This window comes from Flavobacterium sp. YO64, assembly GCF_004119505.1.
Taxonomy (GTDB): Bacteria; Bacteroidota; Bacteroidia; order Flavobacteriales; family Flavobacteriaceae; genus Flavobacterium; species Flavobacterium oncorhynchi.
The window spans coordinates 89,376-113,434 of sequence record NZ_NRQV01000009.1; the positions used below are offsets into that span (position 1 = coordinate 89,376).

At 32.8% G+C, this 24,059-nt stretch carries 24 protein-coding genes; 16 read left to right on the forward strand and 8 right to left on the reverse strand.

From position 1 onward, the window contains the following. Positions 1–966: a Gfo/Idh/MocA family protein gene (locus tag BOW57_RS08440; protein ID WP_129053755.1), complete on the reverse strand. Its 966-nt coding sequence runs from the start codon at positions 964–966 to the stop codon at positions 1–3. A gap of 144 nt (positions 967–1,110) precedes the next feature. Here BOW57_RS08440 and BOW57_RS08445 point away from each other — a divergent pair, with 144 nt between their 5' ends. Then, positions 1,111–1,752 (forward strand): protein-L-isoaspartate(D-aspartate) O-methyltransferase, encoded by a 642-nt coding sequence (locus BOW57_RS08445; protein ID WP_089055828.1) that lies wholly within the window; start codon positions 1,111–1,113, stop codon positions 1,750–1,752. Positions 1,753–1,779: 27 nt separating this feature from the next. Here BOW57_RS08445 and BOW57_RS08450 read toward each other — a convergent pair whose 3' ends face one another. The 3 genes from BOW57_RS08450 to smpB all read right to left on the reverse strand — a co-directional run bounded on the left by BOW57_RS08450 (position 1,780) and on the right by smpB (position 4,049). After that, positions 1,780–2,784 (reverse strand): helix-turn-helix domain-containing protein, encoded by a 1,005-nt coding sequence (locus BOW57_RS08450; protein WP_129053756.1) that lies wholly within the window; start codon positions 2,782–2,784, stop codon positions 1,780–1,782. 89 nt (positions 2,785–2,873) lie between these two features. Next, positions 2,874–3,515: a hypothetical protein gene (locus BOW57_RS08455; protein WP_129053757.1), complete on the reverse strand. Its 642-nt coding sequence runs from the start codon at positions 3,513–3,515 to the stop codon at positions 2,874–2,876. A 78-nt stretch (positions 3,516–3,593) separates the two neighbouring features. Continuing rightward, the gene (gene smpB, locus BOW57_RS08460; protein WP_089055825.1) at positions 3,594–4,049 is read right to left on the reverse strand and encodes an SsrA-binding protein SmpB; all 456 of its coding nucleotides are present in this window, start codon (positions 4,047–4,049) and stop codon (positions 3,594–3,596) included. Positions 4,050–4,189: 140 nt separating this feature from the next. Here smpB and BOW57_RS08465 point away from each other — a divergent pair, with 140 nt between their 5' ends. Both BOW57_RS08465 and BOW57_RS08470 read left to right on the forward strand, forming a co-directional pair. Continuing rightward, positions 4,190–4,828 (forward strand): outer membrane beta-barrel protein, encoded by a 639-nt coding sequence (locus tag BOW57_RS08465; protein WP_089055824.1) that lies wholly within the window; start codon positions 4,190–4,192, stop codon positions 4,826–4,828. A gap of 101 nt (positions 4,829–4,929) precedes the next feature. Continuing rightward, entirely contained in the window at positions 4,930–5,157 is a 228-nt protein-coding gene (locus BOW57_RS08470; RefSeq protein ID WP_129053758.1) for a VF530 family DNA-binding protein, read from the forward strand. Here BOW57_RS08470 and BOW57_RS08475 read toward each other — a convergent pair whose 3' ends face one another. From BOW57_RS08475 to BOW57_RS08485, 3 genes are all read right to left on the reverse strand, one after another. After that, complete coding sequence (locus BOW57_RS08475; protein ID WP_129053759.1) at positions 5,158–5,712, reverse strand: DUF3575 domain-containing protein; 555 nt, start codon at positions 5,710–5,712, stop codon at positions 5,158–5,160. It lies immediately after the preceding gene. A gap of 125 nt (positions 5,713–5,837) precedes the next feature. Continuing rightward, complete coding sequence (locus BOW57_RS08480) at positions 5,838–6,386, reverse strand: GNAT family N-acetyltransferase (protein ID WP_129053760.1); 549 nt, start codon at positions 6,384–6,386, stop codon at positions 5,838–5,840. A 2-nt stretch (positions 6,387–6,388) separates the two neighbouring features. Beyond that, a complete protein-coding gene (locus BOW57_RS08485) occupies positions 6,389–7,240 on the reverse strand; it encodes an aldose 1-epimerase family protein (RefSeq protein WP_129053761.1) in 852 nt (283 codons plus the stop codon). Positions 7,241–7,427: 187 nt separating this feature from the next. Here BOW57_RS08485 and BOW57_RS08490 point away from each other — a divergent pair, with 187 nt between their 5' ends. The 13 genes from BOW57_RS08490 to BOW57_RS08550 all read left to right on the forward strand — a co-directional run bounded on the left by BOW57_RS08490 (position 7,428) and on the right by BOW57_RS08550 (position 23,471). After that, positions 7,428–9,698: a M1 family metallopeptidase gene (locus BOW57_RS08490; protein ID WP_129053762.1), complete on the forward strand. Its 2,271-nt coding sequence runs from the start codon at positions 7,428–7,430 to the stop codon at positions 9,696–9,698. 469 nt (positions 9,699–10,167) lie between these two features. Then, positions 10,168–10,785, forward strand: coding sequence for a GNAT family N-acetyltransferase (locus BOW57_RS08495; protein ID WP_089055819.1), 618 nt, complete (start codon positions 10,168–10,170; stop codon positions 10,783–10,785). A gap of 4 nt (positions 10,786–10,789) precedes the next feature. Next, positions 10,790–11,983 (forward strand): argininosuccinate synthase, encoded by a 1,194-nt coding sequence (locus BOW57_RS08500; protein ID WP_089055818.1) that lies wholly within the window; start codon positions 10,790–10,792, stop codon positions 11,981–11,983. Continuing rightward, on the forward strand, positions 11,976–12,953 hold the full coding sequence (argC, locus tag BOW57_RS08505; RefSeq protein ID WP_129053763.1) for an N-acetyl-gamma-glutamyl-phosphate reductase: 978 nt from the start codon (positions 11,976–11,978) through the stop codon (positions 12,951–12,953). Before BOW57_RS08500 ends, argC begins: the two co-directional genes overlap by 8 nt. 88 nt (positions 12,954–13,041) lie before the next feature. After that, positions 13,042–14,181 carry an aspartate aminotransferase family protein gene (locus BOW57_RS08510; RefSeq protein WP_129053764.1) on the forward strand — a complete coding sequence of 380 codons (1,140 nt, stop codon included), beginning with the start codon at positions 13,042–13,044 and terminating at the stop codon, positions 14,179–14,181. 104 nt (positions 14,182–14,285) lie between these two features. After that, positions 14,286–15,479 (forward strand): glutamate-5-semialdehyde dehydrogenase, encoded by a 1,194-nt coding sequence (locus BOW57_RS08515; RefSeq protein ID WP_241687418.1) that lies wholly within the window; start codon positions 14,286–14,288, stop codon positions 15,477–15,479. A gap of 177 nt (positions 15,480–15,656) precedes the next feature. Then, complete coding sequence (gene proB / locus BOW57_RS08520) at positions 15,657–16,418, forward strand: glutamate 5-kinase (RefSeq protein WP_129053766.1); 762 nt, start codon at positions 15,657–15,659, stop codon at positions 16,416–16,418. 141 nt (positions 16,419–16,559) lie between these two features. After that, positions 16,560–17,507 (forward strand): N-acetylornithine carbamoyltransferase, encoded by a 948-nt coding sequence (locus tag BOW57_RS08525; RefSeq protein WP_129053767.1) that lies wholly within the window; start codon positions 16,560–16,562, stop codon positions 17,505–17,507. Between the two features lie 102 nt (positions 17,508–17,609). Then, positions 17,610–18,383: an acetylglutamate kinase gene (gene argB, locus BOW57_RS08530; protein WP_129053768.1), complete on the forward strand. Its 774-nt coding sequence runs from the start codon at positions 17,610–17,612 to the stop codon at positions 18,381–18,383. A gap of 258 nt (positions 18,384–18,641) precedes the next feature. Next, positions 18,642–19,712, forward strand: a complete 1,071-nt coding sequence (locus BOW57_RS08535; protein WP_129053769.1) for a M20 family metallo-hydrolase — start codon at positions 18,642–18,644, stop codon at positions 19,710–19,712. Between the two features lie 176 nt (positions 19,713–19,888). Continuing rightward, a complete protein-coding gene (gene argH, locus BOW57_RS08540) occupies positions 19,889–21,169 on the forward strand; it encodes an argininosuccinate lyase (RefSeq protein ID WP_129053770.1) in 1,281 nt (426 codons plus the stop codon). Positions 21,170–21,312: 143 nt separating this feature from the next. Then, entirely contained in the window at positions 21,313–22,311 is a 999-nt protein-coding gene (locus BOW57_RS08545; protein ID WP_129053771.1) for a DUF2157 domain-containing protein, read from the forward strand. Beyond that, positions 22,308–23,471 carry a hypothetical protein gene (locus BOW57_RS08550; RefSeq protein ID WP_129053772.1) on the forward strand — a complete coding sequence of 388 codons (1,164 nt, stop codon included), beginning with the start codon at positions 22,308–22,310 and terminating at the stop codon, positions 23,469–23,471. Before BOW57_RS08545 ends, BOW57_RS08550 begins: the two co-directional genes overlap by 4 nt. 102 nt (positions 23,472–23,573) lie before the next feature. On the opposite strand, the gene ytxJ is transcribed toward BOW57_RS08550, so the two are convergent. Then, positions 23,574–23,963 carry a bacillithiol system redox-active protein YtxJ gene (gene ytxJ / locus BOW57_RS08555; protein ID WP_129053773.1) on the reverse strand — a complete coding sequence of 130 codons (390 nt, stop codon included), beginning with the start codon at positions 23,961–23,963 and terminating at the stop codon, positions 23,574–23,576. Between the last annotated feature and the right edge of the window lie 96 nt (positions 23,964–24,059).

Genomic DNA, 24,059 nt, shown 5'->3' on the forward strand with positions numbered 1-24,059 from the left:
TTATTTATCGAAACAATCAATTATTTGATATGCGACACGCAAAGCATCAGTTGCTTGTTCAAGTGTTACAACTGGAGTTGTATCTGTTTTGATCGCGTTTGCAAATGATTCTAATTCATCTAGAATTGCGTTGTTGTGTTCAACATCTGGATTTGTGAAATAGATTTGCTTTTTTACACCTTCGGCATTTTGCAAGATCATATCAAAATCTCCTGGGGTTTCTGGTGCATCTTTCATGCGGACTACTTCGCATTTTTTTTCTAAAAAGTCAACTGAGATATAGGCGTCTTTTTGGAAAAAACGAGTTTTACGCATGTTTTTCATCGAAATTCTGCTTGCCGTTAAGTTTGCAACACAGCCATTTTCAAATTCAATTCTAGCATTTGCAATATCCGGAGTGTCACTAATTACAGAAACACCGCTTGCATGTATATCTTTTACTTTTGAATTGACAACACTAAGAATTGCATCAAGGTCGTGAATCATTAAATCCAAAACTACAGGAACATCTGTACCACGAGGATTAAACTCCGCCAAACGATGTGTTTCGATAAACATTGGGTTTTCGATCATTTCTTTTGTAGCAATAAAAGCGGGATTAAAGCGCTCTACATGACCAACTTGTCCTTTTACATTGTATTCTTTGGCTAATGCAATAATTTCTTCAGCTTCTTCTACAGTATTGGCAATTGGTTTTTCAATAAAGATATGTTTGCCAGATTTTATCGCCACTTTTGCACATTTATAATGCGAAAGTGTTGGTGTTACAATATCGATAACATCGACAGCGTGAATAAGTTTTGCAATTGTGCTGAAGTTTGTATAGCCAAATTCTTTTGAAATTCTTTCGGCATTTTCTTGATTTTCGTCGTAAAATCCAACTAATTCGTATTGGTCAGATTGTTGTAATAAGCGTAAATGTATTTTACCAAGATGACCAGCACCTAAAACTCCTACTTTTAACATGAGAATGTATTTTAAACAAAAATATAATTTATTTGTTTAAAGTGAAAGTTAATGCAATAAAGATTTACCGATTTAATATTTAAAAATCATTATTTTGATTTCCTATTTAGTTTCTTATTTTTGCCAAAATAAAACCTACCCATTTTGAAAGATACTGCCAAACATCAAGGACTTCGTAATCAATTAGTAAGCACTTTAGAACAAAAAGGAATTACTGATAGAGCGGTCTTAGAGGCGATAAAAAAAATTCCAAGACACCTTTTTCTAAATTCAAGTTTCGAAGATTATGCTTATCAAGATAAGGCATTTCCTATAGGCGCGGGGCAAACTATTTCGCAGCCTTACACCGTTGCTTTTCAATCACAGTTATTGGAAGTAAAAAAAGAACACAAAATTCTAGAAATCGGAACTGGTTCTGGTTATCAAACTGCCGTTTTATGTATGCTGGGAGCTAAAGTTTTTAGTGTAGAAAGACAAAACGAATTGTTTAAGAAAACGTCTAATTTATTTCCAAAATTAAATATTCGCCCAAAGCATCTGTCTTTTGGTGATGGTTATAAAGGGTTACCAGGTTACGCTCCTTTTGATAGTATTATTGTTACTGCAGGTGCTCCGTTTATTCCACAGCCATTAATGGCGCAATTAAAAATAGGAGGAAGGCTTGTTATTCCGTTAGGCGAAGATGTTCAGATTATGACTTTGTTGATAAGAAAAAACGAAACACAATTTGAAAAGCATGAGTTTGGAGAGTTTAGATTTGTTCCTTTATTAGAAGATAAAAATTAGTAAAAAGCCCGATTTGATCGGGCTTTTTTAATTGACTAATGTTATCGCATGAATTAGATTTTCTTTTTCTTTCTGAAGAATATAATTGATAAAGACTGATTTATCATTTTTATTTTGAGCCAATTCTAATGTTGCTAAATAATTGTTTACCTCTTCGTCATTTCCTTTTATTACTGCAAAAACAAAACTGCTTTTTAATAGAATCCAATTCATTAAAAGATTTGCAATTTGAATATTTCCATTTTCAAAAGGACAGATTGACATTATTTTAAGGTGCGCTTCAGTGGCTAATAATAATGGATGCATATTGCTTTTATTGGTTTCATACCAATTAAAAAACAAATTCATTTCCTTAATAATTATTGGGTCCTCTTTATATTTTCCTGAATTTTCGACTTTAATCCCTCTAAAAATTAGATTATGAACAGCAAGAAGATCTTTCTCTGATATTGGAAGTTTCTTCTGGTTTATATCTTTTATATAGCCAATTGCATCATTAAGATTTACAGCCTCAAGATGTTCCTGCATGTTTTTACCAGGAACCATTAAACCTTCATTTATTACAGCTTTTGTTTCCTGAAACGTCAAAGAATTTCCATTCATTTTATTAATCTCTGAAATGAATTCAAGTTCCAGAATTTTAGAAATCCGATGCAGATCAAAATGCTGAAAAGATAATATCTTATTTTTTAATGTCTCAATTTCGTCTAATAAAGATTTTATAGATGGGAAAGTTTCAGGATTTAGTTTTTTATTATTGTTTTGAATTTCCTGTTCTGCTAAAAGTAAAGCTTTTAAGGCAAACTCTTCGTTTCCAATTTCATAAAGAATTTTTTCTTTTAACCACGCAATCATCAAAGTTTCGTAATCAATCTCTAAAAGATTAGCTAGTTTTGAAATTTGTTCTTTTGTAGGTTTTCGCGTTCCAGATTCAAATTTGCTAATTAAAGCTTGGTCAATGCCAAGAAGTTGAGCCACCTCGCGGGTTTTTAATTCTTTCTGTTCTCGTGCATTTTTTAGAAGTGATTTCATGTAAATGAAATTTTAAGTCTTGACAAAAATAGTCATTTTTTTAATCGTAAAAAAAAGCAACATTTAATTGTTGCTTTTTAAAGTGTCTTTTATTTTGGAGGAAGAGAACCGTCTTTTCTCATTTCTTTGACAACTGCCTGCATAATTGCATCTACTGTTTGTCCTAAATCTGTTACGTAATCAGACTTTGTGGTTCCTGTCCAGATTAACTTGTTTTCCTTTAATGAAAAAATATTGGTTTCGACCATGTAAGATGTTGTTTCTTGATAATATCCCGGATCGTAGAAATTTGGTGAATACATTCCGTACCAATTTCCAAAACCATAACCATACATTCCACTGTACAAGCCATCAAAACCGCCGTAATACATTCCTGTGTAAGTTCCTGGAACGTAATTGGTTTCTTTTTCCGTACTAACCAATCGCATAGTTACAACACCATCAAAATTTTCGTCTTGTAAAATTTTTAATTTTTGTTCCTGCGAAAGCTGTTTAGTTGTTTCGTTTAAATACTGATAAGAAGTTTTAAAAATAGGATTACTGGCAGCAATTCTGTTCTCTGCAACTCTTCTAGAAGCTTCATCTTTAACTAATGCAACAACTAAAACTTTTTTAAATTGTTCTTGAGCTACAGTTATTTTTGGATCTCTCCAACTGTTAACAATAGAGGTATTACTGCCGCAGCTTGAAAGTGACAGAATAACGATTAACATAATTAAGTGCTTTTTCATATGGTATAGTTATATTGTTTGTAGTAAAAATAACTATAAAAAATTAATAATAAAGCAGATTAAAAATAAAAATAAAGTTTAGTTGTACGCTTTTTTGATACGGTCTAAGTCGCGTTTTGTATCTTGTTCTTTTAACGATTCACGTTTGTCGTAATTCTTTTTTCCTTTGCAGAGACCTATTTGCAGCTTAGCAAGACCTTTTTCATTTGTAAATAATTTTAAAGGTACAATTGTAAGGCCTTTTGCTTGAACACTTTTATGCAGCGTTTTAAGTTCCTTTTTATTCAAAAGAAGTTTTCGTTCGCTGCGTGATTTGTGGTTAAACTGATTTCCAAAAGAATATTCTTCAATGTAAGTATTGATGGCAAAAAGTTCAAGGTTATTAAACTCGCAAAAGCTTTCTGTAATATTAGCTTTTCCTAATCGGATAGATTTAATTTCGGTTCCTGTCAAGACAATTCCCGCCACATAAGTATCGATTATTTCATAATCAAACCTAGCTCTTTTATTAAGTATATTGACTGATTTTAACATAAGTGCAAATGTAAACAAAATTGAAAAACTTTACTGCAATCTAAAATAAATAAAGATTTCTTTTAAACAATGATTTTAATCAGTTTTAAGGAAAAAACTTACTCATAAGTTTGCTTCATAATTTAAAAACACCATTAAAAATGAAGAAAATTTTAACTATCGCAACCATTGTATTATTTGGATTATCAGTAAAAGCACAAGATGCTAGTCAAGGGTTAAAAGGAGCTTGGTTTGCAACCTCACAATTTGGTTATCAGCAGACAAAAAGTGGAGATACAAAAGGCACAAATCTTACTGTACTACCTATTGTAGGAACTTTTATTACACCATCTATCGCTGTTGGAGCAGGATTGGGTTACATTAATATTAAATCAGAAACAGATGTTAAAACCGCTGCTAATACTAACTTATTTGTTATTCAGCCATTAGCTAGAAAATATTGGAATGTAGCGGGGTCTCTATATTTCTTTGGACAATTAGCTTTACCAGTTATTACAGGAAAAGAAAAAGAAAGTAACTTAAAAGTAAATCAAGTTGGATTATCTGTATCAGGAGGTTTTGATTATTTTGTAACTAAAAACTTCTCAGTAGAGTTTTCGTATGATTTAGCAAACTTTACTTCTACAACTCTAAAACCAGAAAACGGTGAGAAAACAACTGTTACAAATTTTGGATTAGCTCATGTTGCAAATGTTGATTCTTACTATAATACAGCATTAGCCGGAAGCGCACCAAACTTAACAACTCCACTTTCTGTTGGATTTAAATTTGTATTCTAATTATATTGAATTGTTTTAAATCAATTTATTAGTTTTGTAAAAAAGAAAGACCGTACTTTTTTAAGTACGGTCTTTTTATTGTTGTTTTAAAATATATAGAAATGCAAAATAAATCTAAAGATCCGCTGCACGGTATTACACTTCAAAACATTCTAGAAATTCTAGTAGATTTTTACGGATTTGATACTTTGGCTGAATTGATTCCAATAAAATGTTTCAGTTCTAATCCGAGTATAAAATCAAGCCTTACTTTTTTAAGAAAAACAGATTGGGCTCGAAAAAAAGTAGAGGATTTGTATATAAAAACACTTCCTAAAATTTCAAATTAATTATAATTTATAAGAAATCATTACACCGCCTCGATAAGGAAGCCATTCTCCACTTTTGTTCCAATGTTGTGCTTTTTCATATCGACCTGGAGTTCCGTCATTATAGTACCCATGATAAAATCCTTGATGCCATCCGCCTCCAGCAAAAATATCAAGTAAAAACTTATCGCTTAATTTTAGATTATATCCTACAGTAACTCCAAAACGGTAACCAAATCCGTGCTCATATTTATTAGTATCCCAATAATTCCATTTTTGAAGGTCATACATATCGGCACCTGCATGTCCACCCACATAAAAACCATTATATTTTTCTTTAAAATGGTAACGAACTTCTGGTGTAAAAGTGTAAAATTTCATTGGGCTGTGACCATTAAATGACTCCCAAAAAGAAGCCATAACATCAAAGCTGAAAGTAGTCTTTTCACCAAGGCTGGTTTCTACACCAATGTTTGGAACAGCTAATAACGCTGTTGCAGCATTGAACTTAATAAAAGTTTGACTTTGAGATTGAATCGATAAGAGAAGAACGGCTAAATAAAGTATTTTTTTCATGGTGTTTTTTAAGATCAAAAGGGCTTAATTTATTTTCGGCACAAATATAACGTAATAGATCGTTGACTATTGCGAAATAGGATGCTTTTAACAAGAATTAATTTTTGCGATAAAATACTTAAAAGCTATTTGTTTAATATTGAATATATTACTCTGTCTAGAAAAACACCCTCATAAAAATCGGCTTCTTTTAAATGCGCTTCTTTAACAAAACCGCATTTTTGTAATACTCGTTCAGAAGCAATATTTTCAGGATCTATTACTGCTTCGATAGAGTGGAGCTTAAGATCTTCAAAACCAAATTGAACTAGTCTGTTTACAGCTTCAGAAACTATTCCTTTTCCATGAAATTCAGGATGTAGTATGTAGCCAATTTCTGAACGATAATTTTCAAATTGAGTACGGTAAAAGCCTATAATGCCAAGTAGTTTTGGGTTATCATTTAAAGTAATTGCCCAGTTAATTCCCGTGTTGGTTGCGATTTTATCTTCAATCTGTGCAATGAGCTCTAGCGCATCATCATTACTTTTTGCCAGTGGTCTCGGAATATATTTCATAGTTTCAGGATTCGAACGTATTTCGAAAACCTCATTAACATCATCATTTGTAAGTCTTCTTAAAACTAAACGATCAGTTTTAATTATGGGAAAAGGGTGAAAATTAAATTCTAACATTCTTATAAAATTTTTATACTGAATTTTGAGTGAAATATTTGATCTGCATCTAAAAGTACAATGCCTTCTTTTTGATATAAATCTCCAGAATTATCGGCTGTGTCTGAATAACCAAACCAAGGTTCAATACAAACAAACGGCGCTTGATCCTTTGTCCAGATTCCTAAACTTGGAAAATCTTCGAAATCAACCTCTATATAAGGTTTTTCATTTTCTAAAATAGTTATTGATTTTGATTCTAACGTTTTGAAGACCAAAGCATCATTTTCAAAAAGTTTGTAGTTTAAACGAACTAAATTATCTGAAGTTTTTAAAACCTTTGTTTTGTTAGAAATTAAATCATTTTCTAAAAGATTAAATTTCAAGACTTCTTCTTTTTCAAATTTAAAAGAATAGTTTTCAAAATTTTCAGGCAAAGCAACTGCTGGATGCGCGCCAATCGAGAAAGGCATTTTTCTATCGCTTTTATTTATTACGATATATTCAATATTTAAGGATGTTTTTTCAAGTGAATAAATTAGCTGCAGTTCAAACTCGAAAGGATATTTTTTTAAAGTTTCGTTGTTTGATTCTAAAGAAAAGACAGCACTGTTCTCTGTTTTTTCAATCAATTGAAATTCCATATCTCTTGCAAAACCATGTCTAGACAACTGATACTCTTTTTGATCGATAGTGTAAGTATTGTTTTTTAATGTTCCTACGATTGGGAAAAGAATAGGAGAGTGTTTGCCCCAGAAATTAGGATTGCCTTCCCATATATATTCTTTTTCTTGATTATTTTTTAAAGAAAACAATTCAGCTCCTGCATGATTAATAGAAGCTTTAAGTATTGAGTTTGAGATGATTGTGTTCAAGGGAGTAATATTGAATAAAATTAAACTTAATCTTTATGTAAATGTATTTTATAAAATTCGTTTTTTTAAGAAAAAACCGTAAAATATTTTTTCTGATAAAATTTTGCTAAAATTAAATTTAGACATATAGTTTTCTCTGTAAATAGCTTTTTTTTTCATTAATTTGTTGCATAAACAGCAAAAAAATATGAAAATACAATCTTCGAAAGCCTTACTAACCATGGCTTTATTTGTTGGGATTTCTTCTGTTTGGGCACAACAAACGCCTGCAACGACAGCAGCAAATCCTGTTAATAATTACAATTATCATGATGCATTTGGGCCGAATTTTTATACCAAAAACGGCACTCCAACCCGTTCAGCAAGTGGTCAGCCCGGAGTTGAATACTGGCAAAATAGAGCTGACTATCAAATTACTGCTAAGTTAAACGGTACTACAAACGAAATTGTTGGTACAGATGAAATTACATATACCAACAATAGCCCTGATAAATTATCATTTGTTTGGTTAAATTTAGATCAAAACTTATTTAAAGAAGATTCTAGAGGAAATGCTGTTGTGCCTTTAACAGGAAGTCGTAATGGTGCTCAAGGTCAGGTTTTTGAAGGAGGAAATAAAATTAAGTCTGTAAAAGTAATTACTGGAGGAAAGAAACCAACTACTGTTGATGCAAAATATGTAGTTACCGATACCAGAATGCAAGTGTTTCTTCCAGAAGCATTAGCATCAAAAGGAGGAACAGTAAAAATTAAGATTGAATTTTCATTCATTTCACCTTTTGAAGGATCAGACAGAATGGGAGTTTTGGAAACTAAAAACGGTAAAATTTTTACCATCGCACAATGGTACCCTCGTATGTGTGTTTACGATGATGTAAAAGGCTGGAATACTGCGCCTTATTTAGGAGCTTCTGAGTTCTATTTGGAATACGGTAATTTTGATGTAAAACTTACTGTACCAGCGAATCATTATGTTGTAGGTTCAGGAGAACTATTAAATGGAGCTGAAGTTTTATCAGCAGATCAATTTAAACGTTATAAAGAAGCATCTTTGAGCGATAAAACAGTTACTATTCGATCTGCCGAAGAAGTTGCTGCAACTGCGAATAAAAATGCTGTAGGTGAAAAAACATGGCATTTTCAAATTAAAAATGCTCGTGATTTTTCTTGGGCATCTTCTCCTGCTTTTATTTTAGATGGTGCGAAAATTAACTTACCAAGTGGTAAAAAAGCATTAGCATTATCAGCTTATCCTGTTGAAAGTGCTGGTAAAGATGCTTACGGGCGTTCGACAGAATATGTAAAAGCATCGATTGAACATTATTCACAACAATGGTTTGAATATCCTTATCCAGCGGCAACAAACGTTGCAGGGAATGAAGGCGGAATGGAATATCCTGGTATTGTTTTTTGTGGATGGGAATCGAAAGGACAAGATTTGTGGGGAGTTACAGATCATGAATTCGGACATATTTGGTTTCCTATGATTGTTGGGTCAAACGAAAGATTATTCGGTTGGATGGATGAAGGGTTTAATACTTTTATTAATTCATTAAGTACAGCAGCATTTAATAATGGTGAATACAAGGAAGAACCAACAGATTTTCATAAAAGAGCAGAATCATTTACACGTACAGATTTAGAAACTGTAATGAGTTCTCCTGATAATATGAAAGAAGCAAATATTGGTATGTTGTGTTATTTTAAACCAAGTTCGGCTTTAATTATCTTAAGAGAGCAAGTATTAGGAAAAGAACGTTTTGATAATGCTTTCCGTACTTATATACAACGTTGGGCGTACAAACATCCGCAGCCAGATGACTTTTTTAGATCAATGGAAAATGTTGCTGGTGAAGATTTAAGCTGGTTTTGGAGAAGCTGGTTTGTAAACAATTGGAGATTTGATCAAGGAATTAATTCAATTAAATACATCAAAAACGATCCTTCAAAAGGAGTTGCAATTACTGTTGAAAACTTCGATAAAATGCCAATGCCTATTATTTTAGATGTAAAAACAAAAAGCGGTAAAGTTTCAAGAGTACAATTACCCGTAGAAGTTTGGCAGCGTAATACTGTTTGGACGTTTAAACATAATTCTACAGAAGAAATTGAGAGTATTACACTTGATCCAGAACATCTTTTCCCAGATAATAACGATGCAAATAATGTCTGGACAGCAGGAAAAGGTATAATTGAGAAAGATGTGATTTTGGATAGTTATTTAGGGAACTTTTCAACAAGCAGAGCGCCGTTAAAACTTATTTTTAGCGAAAAAAACAGCACTCTAAATGTTGAGATCACCAACTATCCTAAATTTCCTTTAACGGCTGTTGAAAATGAAAAAGATACATTTCAGTCTACTGGTGCGGGAGTAAAATTTAAGTTTAACGAAGCTCGAACAGCGGTTGATATGACGCTTTTAGCTAACGGACAAATAATACCGTTTAATAAGAACTAAAAAATAAAGGAATTAAAACACTTAAAACCCGATAGTTAATTGAAACTATCGGGTTTTTTGTTTCATACGGTTTAACATTGAGATAAAAAAATGTTATATTTTTAAAATTTTGTTTTGTGAATTAAAATTTTATGTACTTTTGCGTCGATGAATAAAATAAGTTTACATATAACTTCTTTGTCACGGACAAACTCACCTAGTACTTCTCCCGAAGTACGGATACTATCTATATAGTATTCATTGAGTTTTTAGCCGTATATTTATTCATACTCCCTTTTCATTTTGAAATTACATAATTTGTCCATTGGACAAACATATCCTAAAAGTATTTATTATTTTGTAAATTTTATTAATCAATATTTTGATTTTGAGAATGTTACTTCTATTTTGCTTAATTTTATTGGATTCAATTCTGAATTTCAAACCAAACAGTATGCTTTAATTTTTAACTCTAACTTCAATTATTGAAATGAAGATCTCTATTGTTGTTACTCAGGAAGAACACTTCAAATTCGCACAAGAAATCTGCGATACGATAGAATCATCGGCCTTGTTAAGAGGCACGGGGATAGCTAAAAGAACTCCTGAGTATATTCAGAAAAAAATGTCGAATGGTGATGCAATGATTGCTCTGGCAGACGGGAAATTTGCAGGTTTTTGTTATATCGAAAGCTGGCAGCACGGAAAATTCGTAGCACATTCTGGTTTAATTGTTCATCCTGATTATAGAAGTTTAGGATTGGCAAAAAAAATCAAATCTAAAGTCTTTGATTATTCGTTACAAAGATATCCAGATGCTAAAATATTTGGTATTACAACTGGTTTAGCTGTAATGAAAATCAATTCGGATTTAGGTTACAAACCAGTTCCATTCTCAGAATTGACAACTGATCCTAGTTTTTGGGCAGGCTGTAAAACCTGTACCAACTATCAAATTTTACAAAGTAAAGAAAACAAAATGTGTTTATGCACCGGTATGTTGTATGACCCAAAGGAAAAACAAAAAATACCGCCAAAACACCCTTTTAACGAAAAAGTTCTTAATAGACTGAGAACCATTAAACAAGCCTTATTTTTAAAAAAGTAACATTATGAAAAAAGTAGTATTAGCTTATAGCGGAGGATTAGACACCTCTTATTGTTTGAAATATTTAAAGAACGAAAAAGGATACGAAGTTCATACTGTACTTGTTGATACAGGAGGGTTTGATGCAGAAGAATTATCAGCTATAGAAAAAAGAGCTTACGAATTAGGAAGTGCACAACACGCAAATCTTACAATCGTAGACAAATATTATGATAAAGCTATAAAATATTTGATTTTTGGAAACGTATTAAAAAATAATACTTACCCATTATCAGTAAGTGCAGAACGTGTTTTTCAAGCAATTGAAGCAATTAAATATGCTAAAAAAGTTGGAGCAAGCGCTATCGCACATGGAAGCACAGGTGCTGGAAACGATCAAATTCGTTTTGATTTAATTTTCCAAACTATTGCTCCAGAAATCGAAATCATTACGCCAATTAGAGATTTAAAATTGTCAAGACAAGAAGAAGTGGATTATTTAGCTCAAAACGGAGTTCACTATTCTTGGGAAAAAGCACAATATTCTATCAATAAAGGACTTTGGGGAACAAGCGTTGGTGGAAAAGAAACTTTAACTTCAAGTCAGCCATTGCCAAGCGAAGCATATCCATCTCAATTAAAAAAAGAAGGTGAAGAAAAAGTGACTTTACATTTTGAACAAGGAGAATTGGTTGGAATCAATGGAAAAACGGATAAGCCATCTAATAATATTGTAGAACTTGAAAAACTAGCGAACGCTTACGCAATTGGTAGAGATATTCACGTTGGAGATACTATTATCGGAATTAAAGGAAGAGTTGGTTTTGAAGCTGCAGCTCCGTTAATTATCATTAAAGCGCACCACTTATTAGAGAAACATACTCTAGGAAAATGGCAGCAATACTGGAAAGAACAATTAGGAAACTGGTACGGAATGTTATTCCACGAAGGGCAGTTCCTAGATCCAGTTATGAGAAACATCGAAACTTTCTTGCAAGACACTCAAAAAACAGTAAATGGAACTGTAACGGTTTCATTAAAACCATATCATTTCTCACTTGACGGAATCGAATCTAAAAACGATTTGATGAACACAGGTTTTGGTCAATACGGAGAAATGAACAATGCATGGACATCTGATGATGCAAAAGGATTTATCAAGATTCTTGGAAATGCACAAAACATATTTTCATCTGTAAATCAATTAGATCATGATTAATGTCGGAATTATTGGTGGTTCAGGCTACACGGCCGGAGAACTCATCAGAATTTTAATGTATCATCCCAAAGTAAACATCGATTTTGTTTACAGTACAACAAATGCTGGAAAACCACTTTCTGTGGCACACCACGATTTGATGGGTGATATTGAAATGAATTTTACAGATGAAATCAATCCAAATGTGAATGTTGTTTTCTTGTGTTTAGGGCACGGAAAATCGATTTCATTTTTAAAAGAAAATCAGTTCGCAAGTCATACTAAAATCATTGATTTAGGAAATGATTTCAGATTGAATAAAGACGCTCATTTCGAAGGAAAAGATTTTATTTACGGATTGCCTGAAATTAATAAAGCCGAAATCAAAAAAGCAAATTATATCGCAAATCCAGGTTGTTTCGCAACAGCTATTCAGTTGGCTTTATTGCCATTAGCGGAACATAATCTGTTGAATAATGATGTTCATATTAATGCTACAACCGGAAGTACAGGAGCAGGAGTAAGTCTTTCTGAAACTTCTCATTTCAGTTGGAGAAACAATAATATGTCGCATTACAAAGCTTTTGAACACCAACATTTAGGAGAAATCGGAGAAAGTTTAGTGCAGTTACAAGACGATTTTGACAGTGAATTGCTTTTTATTCCGAACAGAGGAGATTTCCCTAGAGGAATTTTTGCAACGCTTTATACATTATGTGATGATAGTTTGGAACAATTGGTTGCTAAATATGAAGAGTTCTATAAAAATGAGCCTTTCGTAACCATTACCACAACAAACATCAACATGAAGCAAGTGGTGCAGACGAATAAGTGTATTATTAGTTTATTGAAAAAAGGAAACCGGGTTCTCATAACATCAATTATAGATAACTTAACCAAAGGTGCTTCAGGACAAGCGATTCAAAACATGAATTTAATGTTCGGTTTAGAAGAAACCACAGGTTTACATTTGAAACCAAGCGGATTTTAGAAAAATTTGTTTCAGGTTTAAAGTTTCAAGTTTCACGTTCTGTGCGCAACTTGAAACCTGAAACCTGAAACTTTAAACAAAAAAACACATGAACTTATTCAACGTTTACCCATTATACGACATAACTCCAGTAAAAGCAGTAGATTGTACAATTATTGACGACAAAGGAGTAGAATATTTAGATTTATACAGCGGACATGGTGTGATTTCTATCGGACACACACAACCGGATTATGTAGCAAAATTGAAGAATCAGATAGATAATTTAGGTTTTTATTCAAATGCAATTCAGAATCCTTTACAGGTGGAATTGGCACAGAAATTAGGAAAGCTTTCTGGTCTTGAAGATTTCGAATTGTTTTTATGCAGTTCTGGAGCTGAAGCAAACGAAAATGCTTTAAAACTAGCTTCTTTCCATAACGGAAAATCAAGAGTTGTAGCTTTTGATAATTCTTTCCACGGAAGAACTTCTGCAGCCGTTGCTGTTACAGATAACAAAAAAATTGTTGCGCCAATTAATGCACAGCAAGTAGTTACCTTTTTACCATTAAATCAAATCGAATTAGTTGAAGCTGAATTGGCTAAAGGCGATGTTACAGCCGTAATTATCGAAGGAATTCAAGGAGTTGGAGGTTTAGATCAAGGAACGACAGAATTTTTTCAGGCTTTAGAAAAAGCATGTAAAAAACACGATGTGGTTTTGATTTTAGATGAAGTACAATCAGGATACGGAAGAAGCGGGAAATTCTTCGCGTTCCAACACCACGGAATCAATGCTGATATTATTTCAGTTGCAAAAGGAATGGGTAATGGTTTTCCTGTTGGAGCAATTTTGATCTCGCCAAAATTCGAAGCAAGTTTTGGCTTATTAGGAACTACTTTCGGCGGAAGCCATTTATCTTGTGCAGCTGGAATTGCAGTTTTAGATGTAATTGAAAAATTAGATTTACAGAAAAATGTAAATGAAGTTTATGAATATTTCCTAGAAAAAATCAAAGAAGTAGAAGGCATTAAACAAGTAAAAGGAAAAGGCTTAATGCTTGGAGTTGAATTTGATTTTGATGTAGCGGCTTTAAGAAAGAAATTAATCATTGAAAAACACATTTTTACAGGAAGCGCGAATAATAAAAATCTATTAAGAATTTTACCACCCTTAACTGTGAAAAAAGCTGATATAGATACGTTTGTAAAAGCTCTAAAAGAAAGTTTAGAAGAATTAAAAAACTAATTTTCATTACGTAAACCTGACAGGTTTTTAAAACCCGTCAGGTATAAAATTTAGGTTTCTACAAAAAAGAAACAAACCAAAAAACAACCAACCAACTAGAAATTATGAATCCATTATCAATTGAAAAACGCAATGCGGTTTTGCGAGCTATGGCAAAGCTGGTCGAGCAGGAGCGGAATGAGATAATCCTAACTAATCAGGAAGATCTTGCCGATTATAACGGCTCAGATTTAGCGATGGAAGAACGCTTAAAAGTAGATGATAAAAAAGTTGATGAAATGATTTTATCATTGAACCAATTGGCTTCTCAGGAAGATCCTGTTGGTGTTGAGCGTTTTCACTTTACTCATGATAATGGAATAAAAGTGGTGAATAAAACTGCCGCTTTCGGAACGATTTTAATTATTTACGAATCTCGTCCGGACGTTACAATCGAAGCGGGCGGAATCGCTTTTAAATCGGGAAATAAGATTTTGTTGAAAGGTGGAAAAGAATCTTTAAAATCAAATCTGAAAATTGTAAGTCTTTGGCACAAAGCTTTGGAAGAAAACGGAGTTTCAAAAGACTGGGTGGAATATCTGAATTACAACAGAACAGAAACTCAGGCATTTTTAGAAAAACCAACTCAAAAAGTTGATTTAATTGTTCCGAGAGGTGGAGAAAAATTAATTGAATTTGTAAAAGCACATGCCACCTGTCCCGTAATTGTAAGCGGGCGCGGTAATAATTTTGTTTACGTTCATAAAGATGCAGATACTGATTTGGCTTTAAAAGTTATTTTGAATGCTAAAACAGCTAAAATATCAGCATGTAATGCAGTTGATAAGGTTTTAATAGATTCTAAATTGCCCAATTTTGAAGCTTTTGCAGCAATGTTAATTGAAACATTAGACGAATCAAAAGTGGAAATTATTGTCGATAAATCATTGGAGGATTTTGAAAATACGAAAACACTTCAAAATGAAGATATTTGGTACGAGGAATTTTTAGATTATAAAATTGTGATTGGAACAATTGATTCTGAAGAAAATGCAATTGAAAAAATTAATAAATATTGTGGTGGACATTCGGCTGTAATTATAACAAAAGATGATAAAGCTGCACAAGAATTTATGGATGCCGTAGATACCGCAGCAGTGTACCAAAATGCCTCAACCCGTTTTACAGACGGCGGACAATTTGGTTTAGGCGGAGAATTAGCCATAAGCACCGATAAATTGCATCAGCGTGGTCCAATTGGCCTTCAGCATCTGGTAACGAACAAATGGTACGTTTACGGAGAAGGACAAATAAGATAATTGTAGATTTTAGAATTCAGGTTTTAGATTGATGATTAACGATTTTCGATTTGAGATTATTGGAATTTGGAATTTATTTATTGGAATTTAACTATAGATAAAGCTTTGCGAACTTAGCGTTTGTAAACACAAGCAATATAAAAAAACCTTGCGCCCTTTGCGGTTAAAAAAGATAGCATGTCAAAAAAAAGGATTTTATTAAAAATAGGAAGTAATACTTTAACCAAAGAAACCAATCATATTTCGCGGGGAAAGATTGAAGACCTCGGCATACAGATTGCGGCTTTAAACGACGAATATGAATTTATCATAGTGAGTTCAGGAGCAATTGCGGCGGCAAAGCAATTTGTAAAGCTGGATAATCAGGATAAAGATGTTTTTGTGAAACAGGCTTTGGCTTCAATCGGACAGCCTCATTTAATGCGGATTTACAATGAAAATTTTAAGGATTTGGGATTGCACACTTCTCAGTGTTTACTTTCTTACTCTGATTTCGAAAAAGAGCAGACCAAAAAGAACATTGTAAATACCATTAATGTATTAGTTAAAAACAATTACATCCCGATTATCAACGAAAATGATACCGTTGCCACAGATGAAATTAGGTTTGGAGATAATGATAAATTAGCGGCTTTGACGGCAGTGTTGTTAAATGTTGATATTCTAATCATTGCCACAAATACAAACGGAATTTATACTAAAGATTCGATTCATGATGAAAATCCGGAAACGATTAAGTTGGTTAATGATTTAAAGACACTGGAAAAAGAAATAGGAGATTCAAAATCATCACACGGAACAGGAGGAATGCAATCTAAAATAGAAGCAGCCGGAATAGCAAAAACAGCGAATATCGAAACCTGGATTGTGAATGGATTAAATGATAATTTTATTCTAAAGGCTTTAAAAGACGAAATTCCGTTTACTAAAATCGTGTAAAAAGGTTTAATTGTTTAATCGTTAATTCGGTTAATCGATTAGAAAAAGAACATTAAAAAAACAAAATGGATAAAAGTTAGATTTGTTTAAGTAGCAAAACGATTAAACAAATCAACGATTAACCGATTAAACAGAAAACAAATGAACTATATTTCAATAAAAGACATTGACTCATTATCAAAATGGGTTAAAAGTGCGATCAAGATTAAAAAAGATCCGCTTAAAAATAAAAAGTTAGGTAAAAACAAAACCTTAGGAATGTTATTCTTCAATCCGAGTTTAAGAACGCGTTTGAGCACTCAAAAAGCAGCTTTAAACTTAGGAATGAACGTTATGGTAATGAATTTTACCAACGAAGGGTGGACTTTGGAATTCGAAGACGGAGCCGTTATGAATTCCGGCGCTTCAGAACATATTAAAGAAGCTGCAGAAGTAGTTTCTCAATATTGTGATATCATCGCAATCCGTGCTTTTGCAGGTTTGGTAGATAAAGAAAAAGATTATCAGGAAACTGTAATTTCAGGATTCCTGAAATACGCTACTGTGCCAATTGTAAATATGGAAAGTGCTGTTCGTCATCCGATGCAATCGCTAGCGGACGCGATTACAATGGAAGAATTCAAAACGAAGCATAAACCAAAAGTAGTGCTTTCATGGGCACCGCATCCTAAAGCTTTACCACAGGCAGTTGCAAATTCATTTGTAGAAATGATGCAAATGCAAAAAGATATGGATTTTGTAATCACACATCCAGAAGGTTACGAATTAAGTCCGGAAATCACACAAGATTGCACAATTGAATACGATCAAAACAAAGCTTTCGAAAATGCCGATTTCGTTTACGTAAAAAACTGGAGCAACTTCAACGATTACGGAAAAGTAACCAACAGCGATCCAAATTGGACAGTTACAGCCGAGAAAATGGCTTTAACCAACAACGGAAAATTCATGCACTGTCTTCCGGTTCGTCGTAACGTGATTGTAAGCGATGAAGTTTTAGACGGAGAAAATTCAATCGTAATTGAACAAGCGAATAATAGAACATATTCAGCACAATTAGTTTTACAAAAGATTCTTAAGAAATTGTAAATTTAGGTGCAAAGGCTCAAAGTGGCAAAGGTTCAGAGGTTTTACAGCCTTGAGAAAAACCTTTGAACCTTTGCACCTCTGCCTCTTTGAACCTTAAAAGAAATGAACGTATCAGTAATAAAAATAGGTGGAAACATCATCGACAATCCGGCAGAATTAGAGCAATTCTTAACCGATTTTTCTAAAATTGAAGGTCATAAAGTTTTAGTTCACGGAGGTGGAAAATCGGCTACAAAAATGGCGCAGAGTATAGGTTTGGTTCCGCAAATGATTGACGGACGCCGAATCACAGATGCTCCAATGCTTGACGTCGTGGTAATGATTTACGCCGGACAAATCAATAAATATATTGTAGCGCAATTGCAGGCAAAAGACAATAACGCAATTGGTTTTTCTGGTGCTGACGGAAATTTGATTCAGTCAACAAAAAGAAATCACCCAACAATCGATTATGGATTTGTAGGCGATGTAAAACAAGTCAACACCCAATTATTGGCAACTTTATTAGAAGCTGGAGTTGTTCCTGTTTTCTGTGCGATTACACACGATAAAAATGGGCAATTGTTAAACACTAATGCAGATACAATCGCTAGCGAATTATCAATTGCATTGTCTGAAGTCTTTGATGTTACGCTGACTTACTGTTTTGAAAAACAAGGCGTTTTGATGGATTCAGAAGACGAGTCATCTGTAATAACAGAAATCAACGAAACATTATATAATCAACTAAAAGAAGAAAAAGTAATCCATTCTGGAATGATTCCGAAACTGGATAATTGCTTCAATAGTTTATCAAGAGGCGTGCAGAAAATCAAAATTGGGCATCACAAAATGCTTCAGAACCCAGATATTCCGCATACAACGATTACATTATAAAAAATGTTGCCACAAATTGACTCTAATTTTACTGTTAAAAGAGAAAATAATTTTAGACATACAGTAAAAAGTTTATTTTGATTTTAAATCTGTTACAAAAAAATAATTCGTGAAAATTCGTGCAATTAGTGGCAAAAAAACAGAATTGCGCAGTGCTTTTAAATATTAATTTTAGAAATTTGCGCAAATCAAAAATGTCACAGATTTGAATTAAAAAACTTTGTGACTTCGCGCCTTCGTGGCAAAGAAACCAAACTTATGAAAAGTATAGATACGCTTACCCAGGAAGCAATTAGTTTATTAAAAAGCTTAATCGAAATCCCTTCATTTTCAAGTGAAGAAGACCAAACAGCTCTTTTAATCGAAAATTGGTTCAATCAAAACGAGATTCCTTTCAAAAGAGAAAACAATAATGTGTGGGCTTTCAACAAGTATTTCGACGAAAATAAACCAACACTTTTACTTAATTCACATCACGATACCGTAAGACCAAATCAAGCTTACACAAACGATCCGTTTAAAGCGATTGAAAAAGACGGAAAATTATTTGGACTAGGAAGTAATGATGCAGGAGGATGTCTAGTTTCATTATTAGCAACGTTTGTTCATTTTTACGAAAATCAAAATCTTTCTCATAATATTGTTATTGTGGCTTCCGCCGAAGAAGAAAGCAGCGGGAAAAATGGATTAAACAGCGTCTTGAAAAGCTTGCCAGAATTAGATTGCGCCATTGTTGGAGAACCAACATTAATGCAATTGGCAGTTGCCGAAAAAGGTTTATTGGTTTTGGACGTAAAAGTAAAAGGAACCGCAAGCCACGCCGCACATCAAAACGAGGATAATGCATTATATAAATCAATTCCCGTAATGGAATGGTTTAAAAACTATAAATTCGACAAAATCTCAGACGTTTTAGGTCCCGTAAAAATGACCGTAACGCAGATAAATGCAGGAAAACAACATAATGTAGTTCCATCAGAATGTGATTTGGTGGTTGACATTCGTGTGACAGACCGCTATACAAATGCTGAAATTTTGGAAGTTGTAAAAGCAAATGTAAACGCAGAAGTAACGCCAAGATCGATGCATTTAAACGCTTCATCTATTCCAGTTGCACACGGTTTAGTTCAGGCAGGAATTGCTTTAGGAAGAACAACGTATGGTTCGCCAACACTTTCAGATCAATCCGTTTTAAGCTGTCAGTCTTTGAAACTAGGACCAGGAGAAACATTGCGTTCACATTCAGCAGACGAATTTATTTTTGTAAATGAAATTGAAGAAGGAGTCGACTTGTACATCAAAATACTAACCGATTTCTTTAAATTATAATATTATTTAGGAGCTAATCCCGCTATCCGTTCCAATCTTTTGTACCGAACCCCGGCGCAAAAGGATTTCCACTACTATCGGGGCTAGAAATACCATCAGTATAAACAATGACATTAGGTCTAAATTAGAAAACAATCTAAGAAGTCTAAAATCTAAGAAGTCTAAAAATCTAAGTTATGAAACTTTGGGAAAAAGGAATACCAACAGATAAACAAATCGAGCAATTCACAGTTGGAAACGATCGTGAACTGGATTTGGTTTTAGCAAAATATGATGCTTTAGGTTCAATAGCGCATGCCAAAATGTTAGGACAGATTGGTTTATTAACTGCTGAAGAAACAACTTCTTTAGTGGATGCATTAAACGAAATCATTGCTGATATCGTAGTTGGAAATTTCGAAATCGAAGACAGTTTCGAAGACGTACATTCTAAAATCGAATATCTTCTAACAGTAAAACTAGGCGATACAGGAAAGAAAATTCACACAGCACGTTCTCGTAACGATCAGGTTTTAGTAGATGTTCATTTGTATCTAAAAGAAGAATTAAAAGCCATAAAAGAACAAGTAAAAACATTGTTTGATTTGTTAATGGAATCGGCAGAAAAACATCAAAATGTTTTATTGCCAGGTTATACGCATTTACAAATCGCAATGCCATCGTCATTCGGAATGTGGTTTTCTGCTTACGCCGAAAGTTTAATTGATGATATTACAATGTTGAACGCCGCTTCTAAAATTGTAGATCAGAATCCGTTAGGTTCTGCTGCAGGTTATGGAAGTTCTTTCCCAATCAACAGAACATTTACGACGCAGGAATTAGGTTTCGAAACTTTGAAATACAATGCCGTTGCAGCACAAATGAGCCGTGGAAAAGCTGAGAAAACAGTTGCTTTTGCTATGACAAGCGTTGCAGGAACGTTGTCAAAATTTGCGATGGATGTTTGTTTGTATATGAGCCAGAATTTCGATTTTATTGGTCTTCCAGCACATCTTACAACAGGTTCAAGTATTATGCCTCACAAGAAAAATCCGGATGTTTTTGAATTAATCAGAGGAAAATGCAATAAAATTCAGGCGCTTCCTTATGAGATTACTTTAATTACCAATAATCTTCCAAGCGGTTATCACAGAGATTTACAACTTTTAAAAGAAGGTTTATTTCCAGCAATTCAAACTTTAAAATCTTGTTTAGATATTGCTATATTTTCGATTAAAGATATTACAGTTAAAGACCACATTTTAGAAGATAAAAAATACGATTATTTATTTACAGTTGATACTTTAAACGAAATGGTTGTTGAAGGAATGCCATTTAGAGATGCTTACAAAGCCGTTGCAGAACAATTGGAAGCAGGAACGTATAAATCTCCAAAAGAAACCAAACATACGCATGAAGGCAGTATAAATAATTTATGTCTTGATGCTATTAAAGATAAAATGAGAGCAGCTTTATAATAGCTCTTCCTTTTAAGTATATAGAACCGATTTGTAAATTATGCAAATCGGTTTTTTTATGTTTCGAAATATATTCTTAAGAATTTAAGAAATTTCGACCTAATTCTTTACATTTGAGAATTGATCATTTTTAAATTAAAAATATGACGCAATTTGATGAACAGGCAACTCAAGGTCTTTATGAGAAAAATCTAATTACAGAAAATCAGTTTCAAGAGATTAATAAGTATAGAAGCTTAAATATATTTTCTCTAAATGCTGAATTAAAACTATTACTTTATTTTTCAGTATTGCTTTTTACTTCTGGAGTTGGAATTTTAATTTATAATAATATTGATACGATTGGGCATATCGCTCTTTTGTCGATATTACTTATAATTATTACTGGCTGTTTTTATTATTGTTTTAAAAATTCAGAAGGCTTTCAAAAAACAGAAACTACTTTTGATAATCCTGTTTTAGAATATTTGGTTTTATTGGCTAATATTTTGACGTGCATTTTTATTGGATATCTTCAGTTTCAATATAAACCTTTTGGAACACATTACGGTTTAGCTACTTTGGTACCAACGATCGTCAGCTTTGTCTGTGCCTATTATTTTGATAATAAAAGTGTATTAACAATTGCTGTTACAGGTTTGGCGGCTTATGTTGGACTTTCCGTAACACCGCAGGATATTTTTAATGAGAATAATAATTTCTATGACAATCAAAACTTAAGCTATTCGGCAATTATGCTCGGAGTTTTGCTTATTCTCTGGACGATTTATAGTTTTAGAATCAATTTAAAAACTCATTTTTCTATTATTTTTCAAACATTTGCTTTACATATTATAGCAATTGCTTCGATTAGTAATCTAGTTAATCATGAATTTTTCTGGATGATTTTTGCTTGTATTTTGGCAGCTTCATCTTATTATTTTTATAAAGTCAGTCATGATTTGAAAGCAATGTCATTGTATGTTTTTATAATTATTTATGCTTATATCGGACTAAATATTGTCTTGTTTAGAATTTTTGAACACATCGATTTCTCAGATATTTGGGAACTTTTTATTTTCCTTTTGCCGGCATATTTCATTGGTTCAATTGTACTATTTATAAAACTGATTAAAAACTTCCATAAAGAAATAGCTGAATGATACTACACGACAAAAATCTATTGAATAATTTAGCTTTAATCGAAGAAGCTGAAACTTTGCAAAATGGTGGTTTTATAAGCAAAGAACAAGCAAAAATAATTAAGAATGTATTGCCTTCCTTTAGAAGTCAAAGTAATATTTTGGTTCGATTAGGTTTTTTTCTACTGGGATCATTTTTGTATTTATCGATTTGCGGAGCTATTTCTTTAATTGGACTCAGCGGTGAAGATTTCTATTTTAAGATTTGCTGTTATCTTTTTGCTGGAGTTGGTATTATTGGTGCTGAATTTTTGACTAATCAAAAATATTACAGGCATGGTTTAGATGATGCTTTTATTTTGGGAATCCTTTTAAATATTGGTTTTGCAATCGCAATTACTACAGAAGGATATGAAATTATTATTGCCGTTTTTGTTGCTATTACCTCTTTCCTTACATACAGAAGATACCTGCACTTATTATCGATGCTTGTTTTTTGTCTTGCTTCTTCTGCAGTTTTATTCTTTGGAATGTTTGAAATTGGCGATATAGGAAAAACAATCTTGCCTTTTGTTGCAATGTTAGCATCAGCAGGGTTTTATCTCTTTACAAAAAACAGAATTAAAAGTTTAACAGGATGGTACTATTACAATGGATTATTATTAGCGAATAGTTTTTGTTTGATTCTATTCTATCTTTCTTGCAATTATTTAGTGGTAAGAGAACTTTCTTTTGAGCTTTTAGGAGTAGATGTTCTTCCAGGTCAAGACATTCCGTTTGCTTTCTTCTTTTACGCCTTTACGTTTATAGTGCCAATCGTTTATTTGGTTCAAGCTCTAAAAATAAAAGACAGAATCATGCTTTGGATTAGTTTTGCAGCGATAGGATTTTCAATTTTTACTATACGATTCTATTATTCTGTTTTGCCAATCGAAATGGCATTAACGTTTGGCGGATTAGTGCTGTTTGTGATAGCTTATTTTTCTATTCAAAAATTAAAAAACAAAGAAGAAGGTTTAACTTTTAAACCAGACAGAATCAATAATTCTAATGCAATTTTAAATGCAGAAGCTTTAATTGTTGCTTCAACATTTGGTATGAAACCAGAGGTAAAAACAGATTCTCCTATGGATTTTGGCGGCGGTGGATTTAGCGGCGGCGGATCTGGGGGAAGTTTTTAAATTTAGCCATTATCAAAAAAAAATAAGCAATTTTCAAGCCGCGAATTACACAAATTTTCACTAATTAATTGGTGTAAATTTGTGTAATTCGCGGCAAAAAAACTATACTTTACTTTTCAAAGCTTCAGCATCAATATCACTGTGCGAAACATCATAAACGGCTTTTCCATTTTTGATTAAAATCAATTGTGGAGATTCGTGATAAACCCCAAATCTGCTAGCAATTTCATTTGATATATCGCGATGGGCAATTAGATCAAGAAAATAAGCATCTACTACATTTTCAAGATCAAATTCTTTTTCAAATTGTTTCAAAGCCATACGGCTGATGCTGCATCTTGTACTATGCTTAAAAATAACTACTGGCTTTTCATTTGAGATAGCTTCGATCTCCATTAATTGAAGAATATCTGTTAATTCTGTCCAGTTTACTTTACTTTTTGGTGCTTCTGAGTTCTCTGAACTTCCGAAGATTGAATTTAAAAAACTCATATTTGACTTGTTTTATGACTTTTTGACATTTAAAATAAACGATTTAATTGTTTTTTATGTCGTTTTGTCTGCTTTTTTACTGTGGAATATAATTTG

Bases quoted from the DNA above. Each gene is read 5' to 3' on its own strand.
- BOW57_RS08440 (WP_129053755.1), bottom strand. From the start codon at position 966: ATGTTAAAAGTAGGAGTTTTAGGTGCTGGTCATCTTGGTAAAATACAT.
- BOW57_RS08450 (WP_129053756.1), bottom strand. From the start codon at position 2,784: ATGAAATCACTTCTAAAAAATGCACGAGAACAGAAAGAATTAAAAACC.
- BOW57_RS08455 (WP_129053757.1), bottom strand. From the start codon at position 3,515: ATGAAAAAGCACTTAATTATGTTAATCGTTATTCTGTCACTTTCAAGC.
- smpB (WP_089055825.1), bottom strand. From the start codon at position 4,049: ATGTTAAAATCAGTCAATATACTTAATAAAAGAGCTAGGTTTGATTAT.
- BOW57_RS08465 (WP_089055824.1), top strand. From the start codon at position 4,190: ATGAAGAAAATTTTAACTATCGCAACCATTGTATTATTTGGATTATCA.
- BOW57_RS08470 (WP_129053758.1), top strand. From the start codon at position 4,930: ATGCAAAATAAATCTAAAGATCCGCTGCACGGTATTACACTTCAAAAC.
- BOW57_RS08475 (WP_129053759.1), bottom strand. From the start codon at position 5,712: ATGAAAAAAATACTTTATTTAGCCGTTCTTCTCTTATCGATTCAATCT.
- BOW57_RS08480 (WP_129053760.1), bottom strand. From the start codon at position 6,386: ATGTTAGAATTTAATTTTCACCCTTTTCCCATAATTAAAACTGATCGT.
- BOW57_RS08490 (WP_129053762.1), top strand. From the start codon at position 7,428: ATGAAAATACAATCTTCGAAAGCCTTACTAACCATGGCTTTATTTGTT.
- BOW57_RS08495 (WP_089055819.1), top strand. From the start codon at position 10,168: ATGAAGATCTCTATTGTTGTTACTCAGGAAGAACACTTCAAATTCGCA.
- BOW57_RS08500 (WP_089055818.1), top strand. From the start codon at position 10,790: ATGAAAAAAGTAGTATTAGCTTATAGCGGAGGATTAGACACCTCTTAT.
- argC (WP_129053763.1), top strand. From the start codon at position 11,976: ATGATTAATGTCGGAATTATTGGTGGTTCAGGCTACACGGCCGGAGAA.
- BOW57_RS08510 (WP_129053764.1), top strand. From the start codon at position 13,042: ATGAACTTATTCAACGTTTACCCATTATACGACATAACTCCAGTAAAA.
- BOW57_RS08515 (WP_241687418.1), top strand. From the start codon at position 14,286: ATGAATCCATTATCAATTGAAAAACGCAATGCGGTTTTGCGAGCTATG.
- proB (WP_129053766.1), top strand. From the start codon at position 15,657: ATGTCAAAAAAAAGGATTTTATTAAAAATAGGAAGTAATACTTTAACC.
- BOW57_RS08525 (WP_129053767.1), top strand. From the start codon at position 16,560: ATGAACTATATTTCAATAAAAGACATTGACTCATTATCAAAATGGGTT.
- argB (WP_129053768.1), top strand. From the start codon at position 17,610: ATGAACGTATCAGTAATAAAAATAGGTGGAAACATCATCGACAATCCG.
- BOW57_RS08535 (WP_129053769.1), top strand. From the start codon at position 18,642: ATGAAAAGTATAGATACGCTTACCCAGGAAGCAATTAGTTTATTAAAA.
- argH (WP_129053770.1), top strand. From the start codon at position 19,889: ATGAAACTTTGGGAAAAAGGAATACCAACAGATAAACAAATCGAGCAA.
- BOW57_RS08545 (WP_129053771.1), top strand. From the start codon at position 21,313: ATGACGCAATTTGATGAACAGGCAACTCAAGGTCTTTATGAGAAAAAT.
- BOW57_RS08550 (WP_129053772.1), top strand. From the start codon at position 22,308: ATGATACTACACGACAAAAATCTATTGAATAATTTAGCTTTAATCGAA.
- ytxJ (WP_129053773.1), bottom strand. From the start codon at position 23,963: ATGAGTTTTTTAAATTCAATCTTCGGAAGTTCAGAGAACTCAGAAGCA.